This window comes from Vibrio sp. KMM 9700, assembly GCF_058545285.1.
Map to the genome: position 1 here is coordinate 1,470,520 of NZ_CM178589.1, position 16,916 is coordinate 1,487,435.

The window sequence follows — 16,916 nt, forward strand, 5'->3', positions numbered from 1 at the left end:
TGCTCCTTAGGTTTAAAATTATTTATCTCGATTAAATACGAATATAACCGCCAGCCACAGCGCTCACAAGTCCGGTTAATTCAAGATCGAGAATTTCACTCATGATCTCATGTACAGGAATATGGGTACGAGTGGCGATAATATCAATAGCTATCGGCTCTGTGGTTAGGGTATCAAGTATCTTTTGACTCGCAAGTGATAATTCACTTATCTTTGGTTTAATTGGCAATGATGTGTCGCTTGATTTGTTATCTTGCAGTGCTTCTTGTGAGAAATCGAGCTCAGTTTGATGTTCAGAAAAAAGCTGATAGAAGTTAGATAAATCTTGCTGTAGATGTTCAAGCACATCTTGTGGGCTTAATGCCATTATAGCACCATCTTGCAGTAATTTATTGCTTCCATTGCCACCATTATAGGCAATTGAGCTTGGCAAGCTAAAAACATCACGATTTTGCTCCAGCGCATAACGCGCAGTAATTAAAGAGCCACTTCTTTGCGCCGCTTCCACCACGAGCACAGCTAAAGATAAACCGCTAATGATGCGGTTGCGCCGAGGAAAATTTTGCGGCTTTGGCGGGGTATGAGGCAGAAACTCAGAAATGACCGCGCCACCGTGCTCGATAATATCTCGGGCTAATTGGGTATGTTTTTTCGGGTAAATATTATCAAGCCCTGTTCCGAGTACTGCGATGGTTTTGGCTAAGGTTTCGGGTTTTGCCTGTTGAGCATCTAACGCTCCTTGATGTGCGTGACCATCAACCCCAAGCGCTAAGCCACTGGTAACACTCACTCCTTGCTCAACAAAATACTGCGCAAACTGACTCGCTGCATTTAAGGATTGATAACTGGCATGGCGACTCCCAACAATCGCTACCTGCGGCATAGTTAAAATATCTTTATTCCCTTCGATAAATAAGAAAAGTGGCGCAGAGGAAATTTGGCGTAATAAAAAAGGATATTCTACATCACCATATAAAAGCAGTGAACGCGAAGGGGATTGGGCTAACCATTCTTGGATTTGTGCAACTTGAGATAAGCTAGTATTTTTTAAAAACTGAATCTGGGTTTGAGTTAAACCTAAACTAGCTAATTGCGGCGATGAAGATTGCTGACACAAATGTATCGGCCCCGCCTTGGTTAATATCTGCATCAGCGCCTTGCGCCTTAACCTTGGAATTAACGCCAGACGCAACCAAGCTTGCTGCGCTAGACTTAATTCTTGAATTCGCGTTTGGCATAAGTTTAAGCTTTGGGTTGGTTTTATATCCTGATATTTATCCAAAATATCCCCCTTTAAGAAATATAAACTTTATATTTCATACTCTTAATAAAAAATAAAGTGTTTGTTTTTTAACCTAAAAAGAATAGGATAGATGCTTAAATACTGTTGTCTTATTTTTAAGCCAGTACAAAAGTGATTCAAAGCTGTTATTTCACTGGTAAAATGACTAAAATTAGCTCAACAAAATGAAATAGAGAAACTTAACGAAATATGTCTGTATTAAATGTTTTAACTTTTCCCGATGATCGCCTGCGCACTGTCGCAACACCAATCGAGGAATTTACCCCTGAACTACAAACTATGATCGATGACATGATCGAGACGATGTACGACGAAGAAGGGATTGGCCTAGCAGCGACCCAAGTCGATTTTCATAAACGTCTTGTTGTGATCGATGTTTCAGATACTCGCGACCAACCTATGGTCCTGATTAACCCTGAAATTTTAGACAAACGTGGTGAAGACGGTATCGAAGAAGGCTGCCTTTCTGTACCGGGCGCCCGCGCTTTAGTGCCTCGCGCACACGAAGTTACAGTCAAAGCGCTTGATCGTCATGGCAAAGAATTTACTTTTGATGCTGAAGATCTGTTAGCGATTTGTATTCAACATGAGCTTGATCACCTTGAAGGCAAACTATTTGTTGATTATCTTTCGCCACTAAAACGTCAACGTATCAAGCAAAAGCTTGAGAAAATTAAGCGTTTTAACGAAAAGAACTAACAATTCTGCTCGCTTAGCAGAACACATAAAACATATTCTATACCCATGAAATCAAGTATTTGTACTTTGAGATTATGGGTATGCTTGTTTTTAGATGCGCCATATAACATGTCATTATCCAGCATATATAAAGAGGTTAACCTTGAGCCAGTCACTTAAAATTGTCTTTGCCGGTACACCAGATTTTGCAGCCAAACACCTTCAAGCACTGATTGACTCAGAGCATCAAGTTATCGCAACTTACACCCAACCAGACCGACCAGCAGGGCGTGGTAAAAAACTCATGCCAAGCCCAGTTAAAAGCCTCGCAGTTGAACATGACATTCCTGTTTATCAGCCTGAAAACTTCAAATCTGATGATGCAAAACAAACTCTTAAAGACCTAAATGCAGATATTATGGTGGTGGTTGCTTATGGCCTGCTCCTGCCACAAGCTGTTTTAGATACGCCGCGCTTGGGCTGCATTAATGTGCATGGTTCAATTTTACCTCGCTGGCGTGGCGCAGCGCCGATTCAACGCTCAATCTGGGCGGGAGATAGCGAAACCGGCGTGACGATTATGCAAATGGATATTGGCCTAGATACAGGTGATATGCTCTCAATTGCAAAACTGCCAATTGAAAGTACAGATACCAGCGCTTCTATGTATGCCAAACTTGCCGAGCTTGGACCAAGCGCATTAGTCGATTGCTTGCAAACGATCGCAAGCGGTCAAGCACAACCAATTAAGCAAGATGATGAACTGGCAAATTACGCGAAGAAACTTTCTAAAGAGGAAGCGCAAATTAATTGGCAAGATGACGCCGCGCATATCGAGCGTTGCGTACGTGCATTTAACCCATGGCCTGTGAGTCACTTTACGCTCAATGAGAATACAATCAAGGTTTGGCAATCTCGCGTGGAAGCGCAAGCAGAGGCGAAAGCCAAGCCGGGTGAAATTTTAAAAGCAGATAAAAGCGGGATCTACATCCAAACCAAGCAAGATGTATTAGTGCTTGAGATGATTCAGATCCCAGGTAAAAAAGCTATGCCTGTGGCAGATGTACTCAATTCCAAAGGGGATTGGTTCACGCCCGGCTCTGTGCTTTAAATTACTTAGCTTTAAATCGCTTAATAGATAAATTAAATAGAGAATAATTATTATGAATGTTCGCGCCCTTGCTGCCGAAGTTTTATACGAAGTCGTTGACCAAGGTCAGTCACTTTCAAACATACTCCCAGCAGCAATGCAGGAGTTAAAACCGCGAGATCACGCCCTATTGCAAGAGATTTGCTATGGCGCTCTGCGTAACCTGCCACGCCTTGAGTTTATTGCTAATCAATTGATGGATAAGCCATTAAAAGGTAAAAAGCGCGTTTTTCATCACCTCATTCTAGTCGGCATTTATCAAATCAACTTTATGCGTATCCCATCTCATGCCGCCGTTGGTGAGACAGTTGAAGGTGCTAAAGCATTAGGTGGTTATAAATTAAGCGGCCTGATTAATGGCGTTCTAAGAAATTACCAACGCAACCAAGAGAGCTTGAACCAAGAATCATTATTAAATAATGCGGGTAAATATTTACACCCAAGCTGGTTGTTAAAGCTGTTGCAAGAAGCTTACCCAGAAAACTGGGAGCAAGTGGTTGAGGCGAATAATCAAAAAGCGCCAATGTGGTTAAGAGTCAATACTCAGCATCACACCCGTGATGAATACAAAGCCCTACTCGATGAGCAAGAGATTGAAACCATCACCCACCCAGATGCAAGCGACGCGCTGAAATTAATCGCGCCTTGTGATGTGAAGAAGCTACCTGGCTTTGAAGAAGGTTGGGTTTCAGTTCAAGACGCTGCTGCGCAACTTGCAGTAGAGTACTTACAACCGCAAGATGGTGAGCTGATCTTAGATTGCTGCGCAGCCCCTGGCGGCAAAACCGCGCACATTCTTGAGCGCACCAAAAACACTCATGTCGTTGCCATTGATAGCGATGCCAAACGCCTATTAAGAGTGGACGATAACCTAGCGCGCCTAAACTTAGATGCTGAAGTCATTTGTGGTGATGCACGTTACCCGCAAGATTGGTGGCAAGGCGCTCAGTTTGATCGAATCCTTTTGGATGCACCTTGCTCTGCTACCGGCGTAATTCGTCGTCACCCAGATATTAAGTGGCTGCGCCGCGCAACAGATATCGAAGCCTTAGTTGAGCTTCAAGCAGAAATATTTGATGCAATGTGGACACAACTAAAATCTGGTGGAACAATGGTTTATGCTACTTGCTCGATCACCCCACAAGAAAACAAAGCTCAAGTGGAGGCATTTTTAAAACGCACCCCTGATGCGAGCCTAGCGCCTGAGCATCTTGCTCAAATCGGTCGCCAAATTTTGCCAAATGAGCAAGAAATGGATGGCTTCTATTATGCCGTGCTACACAAAGCATAACTAAAAATCAATTTCATACTTGTCTCTTAGCCTAATAATCTAAGTTAAGAGACAACTTGTGTGGATCAATACAACAAAGGTATAGCAGTTTGTTATGAAGATTATCATTCTCGGAGCCGGCCAAGTTGGTGGGACGCTTGCTGAAAACCTAGTAGGCGAAAACAATGATATTACCGTCGTGGATAATAACACTGAGCGTCTAAGAGACATGCAAGACAAGTATGACTTACGAGTTGTTCATGGTTATGCAAGTCACCCAGATACCTTGCGTGAAGCAGGTGCACAAGATGCAGACATGCTCGTTGCGGTCACCAACTCAGATGAAACCAATATGGCAGCCTGCCAAGTGGCTTTCACCTTGTTTAACACTCCAAACCGTGTCGCGCGTATTCGCTCACCTGAGTACTTAGCTGAGAAAGAAAGCTTATTTCAATCTGGCGCTGTACCTGTTGATCACTTAATTGCCCCTGAAGAGCTAGTCACAAGTTATATTGAGCGTTTGATTCAATATCCTGGCGCACTGCAAGTTGTCAGCTTTGCAGAGAGAAAAGTGAGCCTAGTGGCCGTCAAAGCCTACTATGGTGGCCCACTTGTGGGGAATGCTCTGTCTGCGCTGCGTGAACATATGCCGCACATTGATACCCGCGTGGCTGCTATTTTCCGTCAAGGTCGCCCGATTCGCCCACAAGGCACAACTATCATTGAAGCTGACGATGAAGTCTTTTTTGTTGCAGCGAGTAACCACATTCGCTCGGTCATGAGTGAGTTGCAACGCCTTGAGAAAAACTATCGCCGCATCATGATTGTTGGTGGTGGTAACATTGGCTCAAGTTTAGCGTCGCGCCTTGAGAAAGACTACAATGTGAAATTGATTGAACGTAACTACCAAAGAGCCGAAGAGTTATCAGAATCGCTTGAAAACACGATTGTTTTTTGTGGTGATGCGGCTGATCAAGAGCTCTTAAATGAAGAAAATATCGATCAAGTCGATGTCTTTATTGCGCTGACTAACGAAGATGAAACTAACATCATGTCTGCCATGCTTGCCAAGCGTTTGGGCGCCAAAAAAGTAATGGTGCTGATCCAACGCAGCGCTTATGTCGATCTCGTCCAAGGCGGCGTAATTGATGTGGCGATTTCACCTCAACAAGCTACGATCTCAGCCTTGTTAACTCACGTGCGTCGCGCAGATATTGTTAACGTTTCTTCGTTGCGTCGCGGCGCAGCTGAGGCGATCGAAGCGATTGCACACGGTGATGAAAGCACTTCAAAAGTGGTTGGTAAACCTATCGGTGATATTAAACTACCGCCGGGTACCACCATTGGCGCGATTGTGCGAGGTGAAGAAGTCTTGATTGCACATGACAGAACCGTTATCGAGCAAGATGATCACGTGGTGATGTTCTTAGTCGATAAGAAATACGTACCAGATGTTGAGCGCTTGTTCCAACCTAGCCCATTCTTCTTATAAACTTAGGCTCGTCTTATGGTTAATTATCGTCCTATTTTATTCGTTATTGGGTTGGTGTTATCTAAGCTCGCCCTGTTTATGTATGTACCAACCATACTCGCTTTTGTCACAGGTACTGGTGGTTTTATCGAGTTTGGCCAAGCACTTATTTTAACTCACCTTGGTGCGTTTGCGTGTTTGAGTCTAGGACGGACTAAAAAATTTAGACTTGGGGTTCGGGATATGTTCCTGATCACCAGTTTTGTATGGACGATAGCTAGTGCTTTTGCTGCGCTGCCTTTTATGTTTATCAACCATATCAGCTTTACTGATGCCTATTTTGAAACCATGTCTGGGATCACAACAACAGGCTCAACCGTGTTAAGCGGCCTGGATGACATGGCGCCAAGCATCTTACTTTGGCGTTCATTGCTCCAATGGCTGGGTGGGGTTGGCTTTATCGTGATGGCGGTAGCTGTCCTGCCGATGCTTAACGTTGGGGGGATGAAGCTGTTCCAAACTGAGTCTTCAGATTGGTCAGATAAAAGTAGCCCGCGCGCAAAAAGTGTGGCGATTAATATCGTCTGGGTTTATCTTACTTTAACTTGTCTATGTTTAATCGGCTATATGCTTACCGGCATGGACTTGTTTGATGCGATAAACCATTCATTTACCACGCTTTCAACCGGTGGTTACTCGACCTCTGATGGCTCGATGAACCATTTCTCCAATGGTGCACATTGGGTTGGCTCTTTGTTTATGTTTTTAGGCGGCTTGCCTTTCTTGCTTTTTGTCGCCGCGCTACGTAAACAAAAGCTATCGATTTTAGTCAAAGATGCACAGGTTAAAGGCTTTGCCTATGCGGTAATAGCTGCGGCTTTATCTGTGGCTTTATGGCTTGTTTTTACTCGACATTATCAAGTCTTAGATGCGCTGCGTGTCTCTTTCTTTAATGTTATTTCAGTGATGACCACCACAGGTTTTGGGCTTGAGGATTTCACTGCATGGGGAAGTTTACCCACGGTTATTTTTGCATTTTTAATGATTTCTGGAGCTTGCTCTGGCTCAACTGCTGGCGGGGTTAAAATCTTCCGCTTTCAAGTTGCAGCATCGCTTTTAAATAACCAAGTCATGCGCTTGATTCACCCATCTGGGGTGTTTGTCCAGCGCTACAACGGGCGCCCTGTTAATGATGATATAGTGCGCTCAGTGGTTGCATTTGCCTTAACCTTTGCGATTACGATTATCATCATTGCTGGCAGTTTGAGTGCGATGGGGCTTGATCCTATCACGAGTATTACAGGTGCGATGACTGCTGTGGCAAACGTTGGGCCGGGTATGGGTGATGTGATTGGTCCAACAGGTAATTTTGCTGGCCTGCCTGATGCTGCGAAGTGGATATTAAGCTTTGGTATGCTGCTTGGACGCTTGGAAATCTTAACTATTTTGGTGCTCTTCTTCCCTACGTTTTGGCGGACTTAAAATAGTATATACTAAGTTTTAAGTCTCTTATGTCTGAGAGGCTAAAGCTCGCTTAAAAGTAGATATATTCGCTTAGAGGTTGCGCTTGCTCATCCGAATACCATGCCACAAAGACGCTGTCCCATCCATGGGCGCTATGACTTGCACATCCTTGTGCAAGTAATCTTTGTTCTATGGTATTTCGCATAATCAAGCTATTTAAGCTTGGTCATAATTTTTCTCCAAACACAAAAAATCCCGAAACGAGACAACTCCAGTTTCGGGATTTATTTTTTCTATCTTAGATAGGATTTAAATCTCAAAGTTATATCCAAAGACTAAGAATACAACCTCAATACAAGAAAGATTAATCCTTATATTCAGACTCATCGATACCTAAAAGCTTAGCAATACCTGCCGCATAAGCAGGATCTGCGCGATAACAGTTAGTCAAGTGACGCAACTGAATATGTTTCGACGCACCACCGATATTACCAGCAGTATTTTCAAACAATACTTGCTGCTGCTCAGGTGTCATCAAGCGAAATAGCGCTCCAGGTTGGCTATAGTAATCATCATCTTCACGGTGGTTCCAATGATCCGCAGCGCCTTCTAGAGATAGTGGCGGCTCTGAATAATCAGGTTGCTCTGCCCACTCACCTTTTGAGTTTGGTTCATAACCAATCGTGCTGCCATAGTTACCATCTACACGCATAGCACCATCACGGTGATAGCTATGTACTGGGCAACGCGGTGCGTTTACTGGGATCTGGTGATGGTTCACACCCAAACGATAACGCTGCGCATCACCATAAGAGAATAAACGACCTTGAAGCATTCTATCAGGTGAGAAGCTAATTCCAGGAACCACAGCTGCAGGGTTAAATGCAGATTGCTCAACTTCAGCAAAGTAGTTTTCTGGGTTACGGTTTAGCTCAATTTCACCCACTTCAATCAATGGGTAATCTTTATGTGGCCAAACTTTGGTTAAATCAAATGGGTTGTAAGGTACTTTTGAAGCATCTGCTTCAGGCATGATTTGTACCTTCATGGTCCATTTTGGATAATCTGCATTATCAATACTTTCTAGTAAGTCACGTTGGTGGCTTTCACGGTCTTTACCGATTAGCTCTTCCGCTTCTTTCTCAGTTAGGTTCTTGATACCTTGTTGAGATTTCATGTGGAATTTAACCCAGAAACGCTCGTTATCTGCATTAATAAAGCTGAATGTATGGCTACCAAAACCATGCATATGACGATATGTCGCAGGAATACCACGATCACTCATCACGATAGTTACTTGGTGCAGCGCTTCCGGAAGAGATGTCCAGAAATCCCAGTTATTGTCTGCGCTACGCATGTTGGTACGTGGATCACGTTTCACTGCGTGGTTTAAATCAGGGAATTTAAGTGGATCACGAATGAAGAAAACGGGCGTGTTGTTACCAACTAAGTCCCAGTTACCTTCTTCAGTATAAAACTTAAGCGCAAAACCACGAATATCACGCTCTGCATCTGCTGCGCCGCGCTCACCTGCTACTGTGGTAAAGCGAGCAAAAAGCTCAGTTTTTTTACCAACTTCAGAGAAGATTTTAGCTTTCGTGTATTTAGTAATATCATGCGTAACAGTAAAGGTACCGTATGCGCCAGAACCTTTCGCGTGCATACGACGCTCAGGAATCACTTCACGATCAAAGTGAGCTAGTTTTTCTAAGAACCACACATCTTGCAAAAGTTGTGGACCACGCTTGCCAGCTGTTTGTACATTTTGGTTATGGGCAACCGGGCAACCAGCAGCGGTAGTAAGCTTTTTGTTATTCGACATACAAATATCCTTTTTCTGAAGCGCTATAAAAAGAAGCTAAAGCGAAAGCTTCAATTTGGTAAATTCTGTCTAAAGCTCTAAACACTCTAAACCTCCAAGTAATCAACTTATATCACATTTATTTTACAATCCAGTGTAATAGATTAATCAGCGACTAGCTTACTGGTTTTACCTATTAGAAGAATAGGTGCACACAATAAAAATAAGGTTTTATTTTTGCAAAAGATTATCATTCATTGTGTGAATATAGAGTTAAAGAAGTGTGTTTTTTTCATCAAGCCTTATTCAACCTTGGTTTACAGGCATAAAAAAAGGCGCTCTGCGATTTGCATAAGCACCTTTCTCATCTTTATATTACTTGCTAGTTAACAAGTTGTAACAAATTAAAAACTTAAGATTTGCTTTCAATTAAGTTTTTACCATTAATCGCAATTTTACGCGGTTGCATGGCTTCTGGAATTTCACGTTCAAGATCAATATGCAACAAGCCATTTTCTAAGTCTGCGCCAATGACTTTGACATAATCAGCAAGTTGGAACTTGCGCTCAAAATCACGCTCCGCAATACCTTGGTAAATGTATTTTTTATCAGAATCATCAGACTTGCTTTCGCCTTTCACAACTAGCATATTTTCTTGTTGAGTAATATCTAGCTGCTCGTCAGCAAAGCCAGCAACCGCCATCGTGATACGATAATGGTTTTCGTCTTTCTGTTCGATATTGTATGGAGGGTAACCCGCAGAGTTATTCTTGGTGTTGGCTTCCATTAGATTCAATAGACGGTCAAAACCAATCGCATTACGGTATAAAGGTGAGAAATCGATATTAGTACGCATAAGACTATCCTCATTATTTAAGCAATAGTAAATTAAAAATCTCTATCATAAAGTCCCAAACGGCAACTCAAGATAGGTTTCTAAACGGCCCACAAAGGTGGCACCGCTTACACTTAAATATATGTGGATAGCCTAAATGCTTTTCAAGCGATCTTTTAAAAAAACTTGAAAATATAAATATAATCCATTGATTTAAAATGAATTAAAATTTAATTTTTTATCTTGATTACAAACTATGCAGCATCAACTGAGGTTTCAAGCACTTGGTTTTTCTTCGCTAAAAGGTTACCAAAATGAATCCCAACTAAGCATAATGCTAGAGCAAGACCTGTGACGACAAGTGCGTTACTTGCAAAGCTTGCCACCAGCACACTTGCTAAACTACTAATGCAGATTTGAATACTGTTTTGCAAGCCAGCTGCCGTTGCTGGGCACTCTTGCGCCGCTAAGCTTGAAAGTGCGCGGTTAACTACGATTGGGTAAAGCGCACCATTGGCAACAGCAATAAAGCAAAATGGCAGTAATACCGGCCAGATATTTGTTGGCGCAAGTTGAGTAACTACAACTAAAATAAGTGAAGCCACAGAGAATAACCCAAGCAGTGCTTTTAAGACTTTGCCGTCACCTAACTTCTCAACTTGTTTTTTACCAAAGTAACCACCAGTCATAAATGCAATTGTTTGAGGAATAAAACTTAAGCCGATATCTTTTGCGTCATAGCCCATTTGCGTCATGATTTCAGGCATAGCAGTTAAGTATGCAAAGAAAGCAGCCGAAGCTACGGCAAACATGGTGACATTACCTAAATAAGTTTTAGATGTCATCAAACCGCGCATATCTTTTAAAATTGACGACTGTTTAGGCTCAACTTTTTCACTTGGTAAGGTCAATGTTTTAACCGTTAAAAGAAGACCAAGCACAGCCAACAGCACGAAAATGCTCGCCCAACCAAAATGCGCCATCATAAATACGCCAAGTTGCGGAGCAATCGCAGGCGAAAGCGCCACTAGAGGCATGATGGATGCGAAAATTTGTTGGCTTTTTTCTTTGTGACGCGAAATCGTCATGGCTTGCCAAATTACAGCAGGCGCGCACACACCAAAGGCTTGTAAGAAACGCAGGCTCAGCAATTGCCAAACTTCTTGGCTAAACGCAAGTCCAATCGACGCAACAGAAAAGACAACCAAGCCCAACGCAAGCGTATTACGATGACCAAATTTATCCGATGCCACACCCCACAATAACTGGCCAAATGCCATCCCAGACAAGAAGATAGATAAAGACAGCGCAATCAACTCAGGGCCTGTACCAAAGTGGGTTTCTAGCTCTTTAAAAGCCGGAAGATACATGTCGGTTGCAACAAAACCAAGCATGGAAAGGGCTGCGAGATAAAACAGCTCAGTCTTTTTCATATTTATACCTTTGAATTTTTTTGATGCTTTTAAACAAATAATTAACTATAAAATGCTTAAAAAAGGATAACTCTAATTAATACCTGCGATTATAAAGATCTTTAAAGGATAAATTAAACGCAAAATAACTCTCTTATCTATCAAAAAATTTGATTCATTGATGAGTTTTAAGCAACTTCAGCTATACTTTCTACTCAATATTTAGTTTTAAAGGCTCGTTATGTTTTCAAAACAAGCACTACATATTTTAGATGTCGTCGCACAAACTCAAAGCTTTAGTGCTGCTGCCCATCAACTACATAAAGTTCCTTCTGCGATCAGTTATAGCGTACGCCAAGTTGAACAAGAGCTTGGGGTGATCTTATTTGAGCGTCAGCCGCGTAAAGTTGTACTCACCCCAGCAGGCGAGCATTTTATTCGTGAAGCAAGGCAAATCCTACGCAATATGGATGAACTCAAAGCGCAAACTCAACGTGTTGGGAATGGTTGGAGCCAAACCCTGCGCTTAACCTTAGACAATATTGTTAAACTCGAACCTTTAGAGCAGCTGATTCAAGATTTCTATCAAGCATTTGATTTTGCTGAACTACAAGTCAATATGGAAGTTTATAACGGTGCTTGGGAAGCCATTTCTGAAAACCGCACCGATATAGTGATTGGTGCGACTTCAGCAATTCCCGTCAATGGCCAATTTGCTATCAAAGAAATGGGCACACTCGATTGGGCCTTTGTAATGTCACCAGAACTTGCCAAACTGCCAGAAGAGGACTTAATTCACTATCCTGCTATTTGCTTAGATGATACCTCAACCATATTACCAAAACGCTACACTTGGCATTATGCCAGCCAGCGTCGCCTACTCTTACCTAACTGGTTTAGTGCCATTGAATGCCTAAAAACAGGTGTCGGAATGGGGTTTATGCCCAGACATATGGCCAGACATTTCATTAGTCGCGGAGATTTAGTGGAGAAACCGCTGCGCCAAAGCCAAGATCAAAAAAGCCCATTAAGTAGTTGCTGCTTAGTTTGGAATACAGACACTAACAACCAATTGGTTGACTGGATGATTGAGTATTTAGGGGATAGCGAAAAGTTATTTCAAGACTGGCTGGCTTAGGTGAAAATGTAAATAAATATAAAACAGTGTTCAAAATTATGAGTTATACTTGATTTTTAATCGTGAGCTAAGCTAAATTCAAGTAAATAAAAAAGGTTTTTGCTTTTAAGCCAGTTATACTAGTGTGAACAAAAAGCCATCATAAAAAACCATATAGGCACACATAATGGAGAAATACATGAAGAGAATCAGTCAATTTTTTGCAGCCTGCTTAATCTTACTAGGCTTAACTTCAAGCCCAGCTTTTGCAGACTCATACCAAGATGCCTTGGTTAACTTTCAACGCGCCCCTGAAACCGAGCGTTATTTTAACTCAGCTTACGGCTACGCACTTTTCCCAACCGTAGGTAAAGGCGCTTTTATTGTTGGCGGCGCTTACGGTGAAGGTCGCGTATTCCGCGGCACTGAGTACGTTGGCGATACAAAATTATCGCAACTTTCTGTCGGCTTCTCTTTTGGTGGTGAAGGCTACAGCGAGATTATCTTCTTTAAAAACAAACGTGCATTTGACAAGTTCACTGAAGGTAACTTTGAATTTGGCGCACAAACCTCAGCAGTTGCAATAAACGTCGGTGCAAATGCACAAGTCGGCACAACAGGTAACTCTGCAACAGCTGGTCAATCTGGCGCACACAACTCGTCACGTGCAAGCTATGTAAATGATATGGCTGTGTTTATTGTGACTAAAGGTGGTTTGATGATCGATGCATCAGTTGCCGGTCAAAAGTTTGATTTTTCACCGAAGAAATAAGACTTAATCAAAAAGAAAAAACCACTAGCCTTTGATTTGGTTAGTGGTTTTTTTGTGCCTAAAAAAAGTATCGCCAGCTAGTCGTTCATCGCCAAGAAAAAACGATAACTAGGATTATCAGTCTCATCTTTATATTCATAGCCTAGCTCTTGCAAGTGCGCATTGAAACGCTCTTGATCCGCATCGGTAAGTTCAAAACCACACAAGACACGACCATAATCAGCGCCATGGTTACGATAGTTAAACAAACTGATGTTCCAATGGGTTCCAAGGGTGCTTAAAAACTTCACTAATGCACCAGGATACTCAGGAAATTCAAAGCTATATAAACGCTCTTGAAGTTGCTTTTGCGGCTTGCCACCTATCATATAACGAATATGCACTTTGGCCATTTCATCATTTGATAAATCCATCACTTCATAGCCACCTTGTTGCAATTCGGTGAGCAGGCCTTCAAGCTCAGTTTGGCCTTCTTGCAGACGCAAACCCACAAAGATATTTGCCTTGCTTTGATCATGATAGCGATAGTTAAACTCAGTAACTGCGCGACCACCAATCAAATTACAAAACTCCAAGAAAGCACCTTTGCGCTCAGGAATCGTCACCGCTAATAAACCTTCACGCTTCTCACCAATTTCACAACGCTCAGAAACATATCTAAGGCCGTGGAAGTTAGTGTTTGCGCCAGATAAAATCGCGCCTAGCTGCTTACCTTGAAGCTGATTTTTCTCAGCATATTTCTTCAGCCCAGCTAATGCCAAGGCGCCAGATGGCTCAGCAATCGCGCGCGTATCTTCAAAAATATCTTTGACTGCAGCGCAAATTTCATCGCTTGAGACGCAAATATGCCCGTCTAAATACTCTTGGCATAAACGGAAAGTTTCATTGCCGATGATCTTCACCGCGACACCGTCAGCAAAAATACTGACGCGCTCAAGGGCAGTTGGCTCGCCTTTATCTAGCGCAGCTTTTAGGCATGCTGAATCTGTTGGCTCGACAGCAATTACCTTGATTTCAGGCATTAGCTGCTTGATTAACACCGCAACCCCAGCAGCTAAACCGCCGCCGCCAACCGGCACAAAGATATAATCAAGGTGTCCGTTTTGTTGCAGCATTTCCATGCCGATTGTGCCTTGTCCAGCAATCACCAATGGGTGATCAAACGGCGGCACATAAGTCATGCCTTGCTCAACCGCTAAACGCTCAGCTTCTGCTTTGGCTTCATCAAAACTGCTGCCATGCAGCACGACTTCACCACCAAAGCTACGCACAGCCGAAACTTTAATGTCCGGCGTAGTTTTTGGCATCACAATAATAGCTCTTAAGCCAAGCTGTTGGCCTGAATAGGCGATCCCTTGGGCATGGTTACCCGCAGATGCCGTCACAACCCCAGCTTGTTTTTGGCTATCAGTTAAACTTGCGACCATGTTATAAGCGCCACGAAGTTTAAATGAGTGTACCGGCTGGCGATCTTCACGTTTGAGCTGTACTTGGTTATCAAGACGCGCAGACAATCTTGGCATCGCTTGTAGCGGCGTGACTTGCGCCACATCGTAAACAGGTGCGCGCAAGATTTGACGTAAATATTCGCTTCCGGTTTGAGGCAGTGAGGCCTCAGCTCCTGAATTTGAGTCAGCCATGATTAATCCTCCAACTGAGATTTATCACGCACTGCGCCTTTATCAGCACTGGTCGCAAGTTTTGCATAAGCTTTTAATGCGAGTGATACTTGGCGTTGGCGGCTCTTCGGCTTCCAACCTAGCTTATCTTGCTCAACTCGGCGACGTTCAATTTCTGTTTCAGCAACTTCAAGTGAGATTGAGCGATTTGGAATATCAATCGAGATGCGATCGCCACTTTCTACTAATCCGATAATACCGCCATTAGCAGCCTCTGGAGAAGCGTGACCGATAGATAGGCCAGATGTACCACCAGAGAAGCGACCATCTGTTAGCAGCGCACACTCTTTGCCTAAGCCCATAGATTTCAGGTAAGTCGTTGGATAGAGCATTTCTTGCATGCCTGGACCACCTTTTGGTCCTTCGTAGCGGATCACAACCACATCACCGGATTTCACTTTACCGTTTAAAATCCCATCGACGGCATCTTCTTGGCTTTCAAATACCACAGCAGGGCCTTCAAATTTAAGAATGCTTTCATCAACCCCAGCAGTTTTAACAATACAACCATCCAATGCAATATTACCTTTTAGTACCGCAAGGCCACCGTCTTGGCTAAAGGCATTTTCTTTAGTGCGAATACACCCATCAGCGCGATCATCATCCAAAGTTTCCCAGCGACAATCTTGAGAGAAAGCCTCTGTCGTGCGGATCCCAGCTGGGCCTGCGCGATAAAAATCTTTTACGTTTTGATCAGACGTTTGCATGATGTCGTATTGCGCAAGTTGCTCTGCCATTGAAAGCCCAAGCACAGTGCGCGTATCACGATTAATCAGGCCAGCTCGGTCAAGCTCACCTAAAATAGCCATCACACCACCAGCGCGGTGAACATCTTCCATATGATATTTTTGTGTAGATGGGGCAACTTTACATAGGTGTGGCACTAGACGTGACATGCGGTCAATATCGATCATATCAAAATCAACTTCGCCTTCTTGCGCCGCAGCAAGTAAGTGCAGAACCGTATTGGTTGAACCGCCCATTGCAATATCCAGCGCCATTGCGTTTTCAAATGCAGCTTTGGTCGCAATATTGCGTGGCAATGCACTTTCATCACCTTCAAGGTAATAGCGCTTGGTTAGCTCAACAATGCGATGGCCTGCTTTTTCAAACAATTGACGACGATCGGCGTGAGTTGCCAACATAGAACCATTACCCGGTTGGCTAAGACCTAGCGCTTCGGTTAAGCAGTTCATTGAGTTAGCTGTGAACATCCCAGAGCAAGAGCCGCAAGTAGGGCAAGCAGAACGTTCGACTTCTTCCACTTGTTCATCTGAAACTTTCGGATCGGCGCCTTGGATCATGGCATCAACCAAATCGAGCTTGATGATTTGATCTGAAAGCTTAGTTTTACCCGCTTCCATTGGTCCGCCTGAAACAAAAATAACTGGGATATTTAGGCGTAGTGACGCCATCAACATTCCTGGGGTGATTTTATCGCAGTTAGAAATACATACCATGGCATCGGCGCAGTGAGCGTTGACCATGTATTCAACTGAATCAGAGATAAGTTCACGCGATGGTAGTGAGTACAGCATGCCGCCATGGCCCATCGCAATGCCATCATCGACTGCGATAGTATTAAATTCTTTTGCGATCCCGCCTGCTGCTTCGATTTCACGTGCAACCAGTTGACCCATATCTTTTAGATGCACATGGCCTGGTACGAATTGAGTAAATGAGTTTACGACGGCGATGATTGGTTTGCCGAAGTCTTCATTTTTAACCCCTGTTGCGCGCCATAATGCTCGTGCGCCAGCCATGTTACGGCCATGAGTTGTGGTTGCTGAGCGATAAGGGAAGACTGGATTTTTGGGTGCGCTCGGTTGTGGTTTGTCTGACATTGTAATTCCTTTTAAATCTTTAACTGGTTTTCAATTTATATGATGCTGTAAGTGTGACGTGTTGCTGCTTATGCTTATATCATTCCACAAAGACGCTCAAGTCATCCATGATCGCTATGA

General features: G+C 43.2%; 13 protein-coding genes. 7 read left to right on the forward strand and 6 right to left on the reverse strand.

What is annotated here, in order from left to right; all coding sequences use genetic code 11:
* Positions 1-31 precede the first annotated feature (31 nt).
* On the reverse strand, positions 32-1,282 hold the full coding sequence (gene dprA, locus AC2VOY_RS06585) for a DNA-processing protein DprA (protein WP_491830488.1): 1,251 nt from the start codon (positions 1,280-1,282) through the stop codon (positions 32-34).
* A gap of 210 nt (positions 1,283-1,492) precedes the next feature.
* Between dprA and def the strand changes: the two genes are divergently transcribed.
* The 5 genes from def to AC2VOY_RS06610 all read left to right on the forward strand — a co-directional run bounded on the left by def (position 1,493) and on the right by AC2VOY_RS06610 (position 7,354).
* Positions 1,493-2,002, forward strand: a complete 510-nt coding sequence (gene def, locus AC2VOY_RS06590; RefSeq protein ID WP_491830489.1) for a peptide deformylase — start codon at positions 1,493-1,495, stop codon at positions 2,000-2,002.
* A 142-nt stretch (positions 2,003-2,144) separates the two neighbouring features.
* Positions 2,145-3,092, forward strand: a complete 948-nt coding sequence (gene fmt, locus AC2VOY_RS06595) for a methionyl-tRNA formyltransferase (protein WP_491830490.1) — start codon at positions 2,145-2,147, stop codon at positions 3,090-3,092.
* A 52-nt stretch (positions 3,093-3,144) separates the two neighbouring features.
* Entirely contained in the window at positions 3,145-4,422 is a 1,278-nt protein-coding gene (rsmB, locus tag AC2VOY_RS06600; protein ID WP_491830491.1) for a 16S rRNA (cytosine(967)-C(5))-methyltransferase RsmB, read from the forward strand.
* A gap of 94 nt (positions 4,423-4,516) precedes the next feature.
* A complete protein-coding gene (gene trkA / locus AC2VOY_RS06605; protein WP_491830493.1) occupies positions 4,517-5,893 on the forward strand; it encodes a Trk system potassium transporter TrkA in 1,377 nt (458 codons plus the stop codon).
* Between the two features lie 15 nt (positions 5,894-5,908).
* Positions 5,909-7,354 carry a TrkH family potassium uptake protein gene (locus AC2VOY_RS06610; RefSeq protein ID WP_491830494.1) on the forward strand — a complete coding sequence of 482 codons (1,446 nt, stop codon included), beginning with the start codon at positions 5,909-5,911 and terminating at the stop codon, positions 7,352-7,354.
* A 346-nt stretch (positions 7,355-7,700) separates the two neighbouring features.
* On the opposite strand, the gene katE2 is transcribed toward AC2VOY_RS06610, so the two are convergent.
* The 3 genes from katE2 to punC form a co-directional block, all read right to left on the reverse strand.
* The gene (katE2, locus tag AC2VOY_RS06615) at positions 7,701-9,158 is read right to left on the reverse strand and encodes a catalase KatE2 (RefSeq protein WP_491830495.1); all 1,458 of its coding nucleotides are present in this window, start codon (positions 9,156-9,158) and stop codon (positions 7,701-7,703) included.
* Between the two features lie 391 nt (positions 9,159-9,549).
* Positions 9,550-9,993: an Hsp20 family protein gene (locus tag AC2VOY_RS06620; RefSeq protein ID WP_491830496.1), complete on the reverse strand. Its 444-nt coding sequence runs from the start codon at positions 9,991-9,993 to the stop codon at positions 9,550-9,552.
* A gap of 233 nt (positions 9,994-10,226) precedes the next feature.
* A complete protein-coding gene (punC, locus tag AC2VOY_RS06625; RefSeq protein WP_491833038.1) occupies positions 10,227-11,411 on the reverse strand; it encodes a purine nucleoside transporter PunC in 1,185 nt (394 codons plus the stop codon).
* Between the two features lie 214 nt (positions 11,412-11,625).
* Here punC and punR point away from each other — a divergent pair, with 214 nt between their 5' ends.
* Together punR and AC2VOY_RS06635 are read left to right on the forward strand one after the other, a co-directional pair.
* Positions 11,626-12,522, forward strand: a complete 897-nt coding sequence (punR, locus tag AC2VOY_RS06630; protein WP_491830497.1) for a DNA-binding transcriptional activator PunR — start codon at positions 11,626-11,628, stop codon at positions 12,520-12,522.
* A gap of 178 nt (positions 12,523-12,700) precedes the next feature.
* Positions 12,701-13,273, forward strand: coding sequence for a lipid-binding SYLF domain-containing protein (locus AC2VOY_RS06635; RefSeq protein WP_491830498.1), 573 nt, complete (start codon positions 12,701-12,703; stop codon positions 13,271-13,273).
* Between the two features lie 77 nt (positions 13,274-13,350).
* On the opposite strand, the gene ilvA is transcribed toward AC2VOY_RS06635, so the two are convergent.
* Entirely contained in the window at positions 13,351-14,913 is a 1,563-nt protein-coding gene (gene ilvA, locus AC2VOY_RS06640; RefSeq protein WP_491830499.1) for a threonine ammonia-lyase, biosynthetic, read from the reverse strand.
* A 2-nt stretch (positions 14,914-14,915) separates the two neighbouring features.
* Positions 14,916-16,796, reverse strand: a complete 1,881-nt coding sequence (ilvD, locus tag AC2VOY_RS06645; RefSeq protein ID WP_491830500.1) for a dihydroxy-acid dehydratase — start codon at positions 16,794-16,796, stop codon at positions 14,916-14,918.
* Positions 16,797-16,916: the final 120 nt, after the last annotated feature.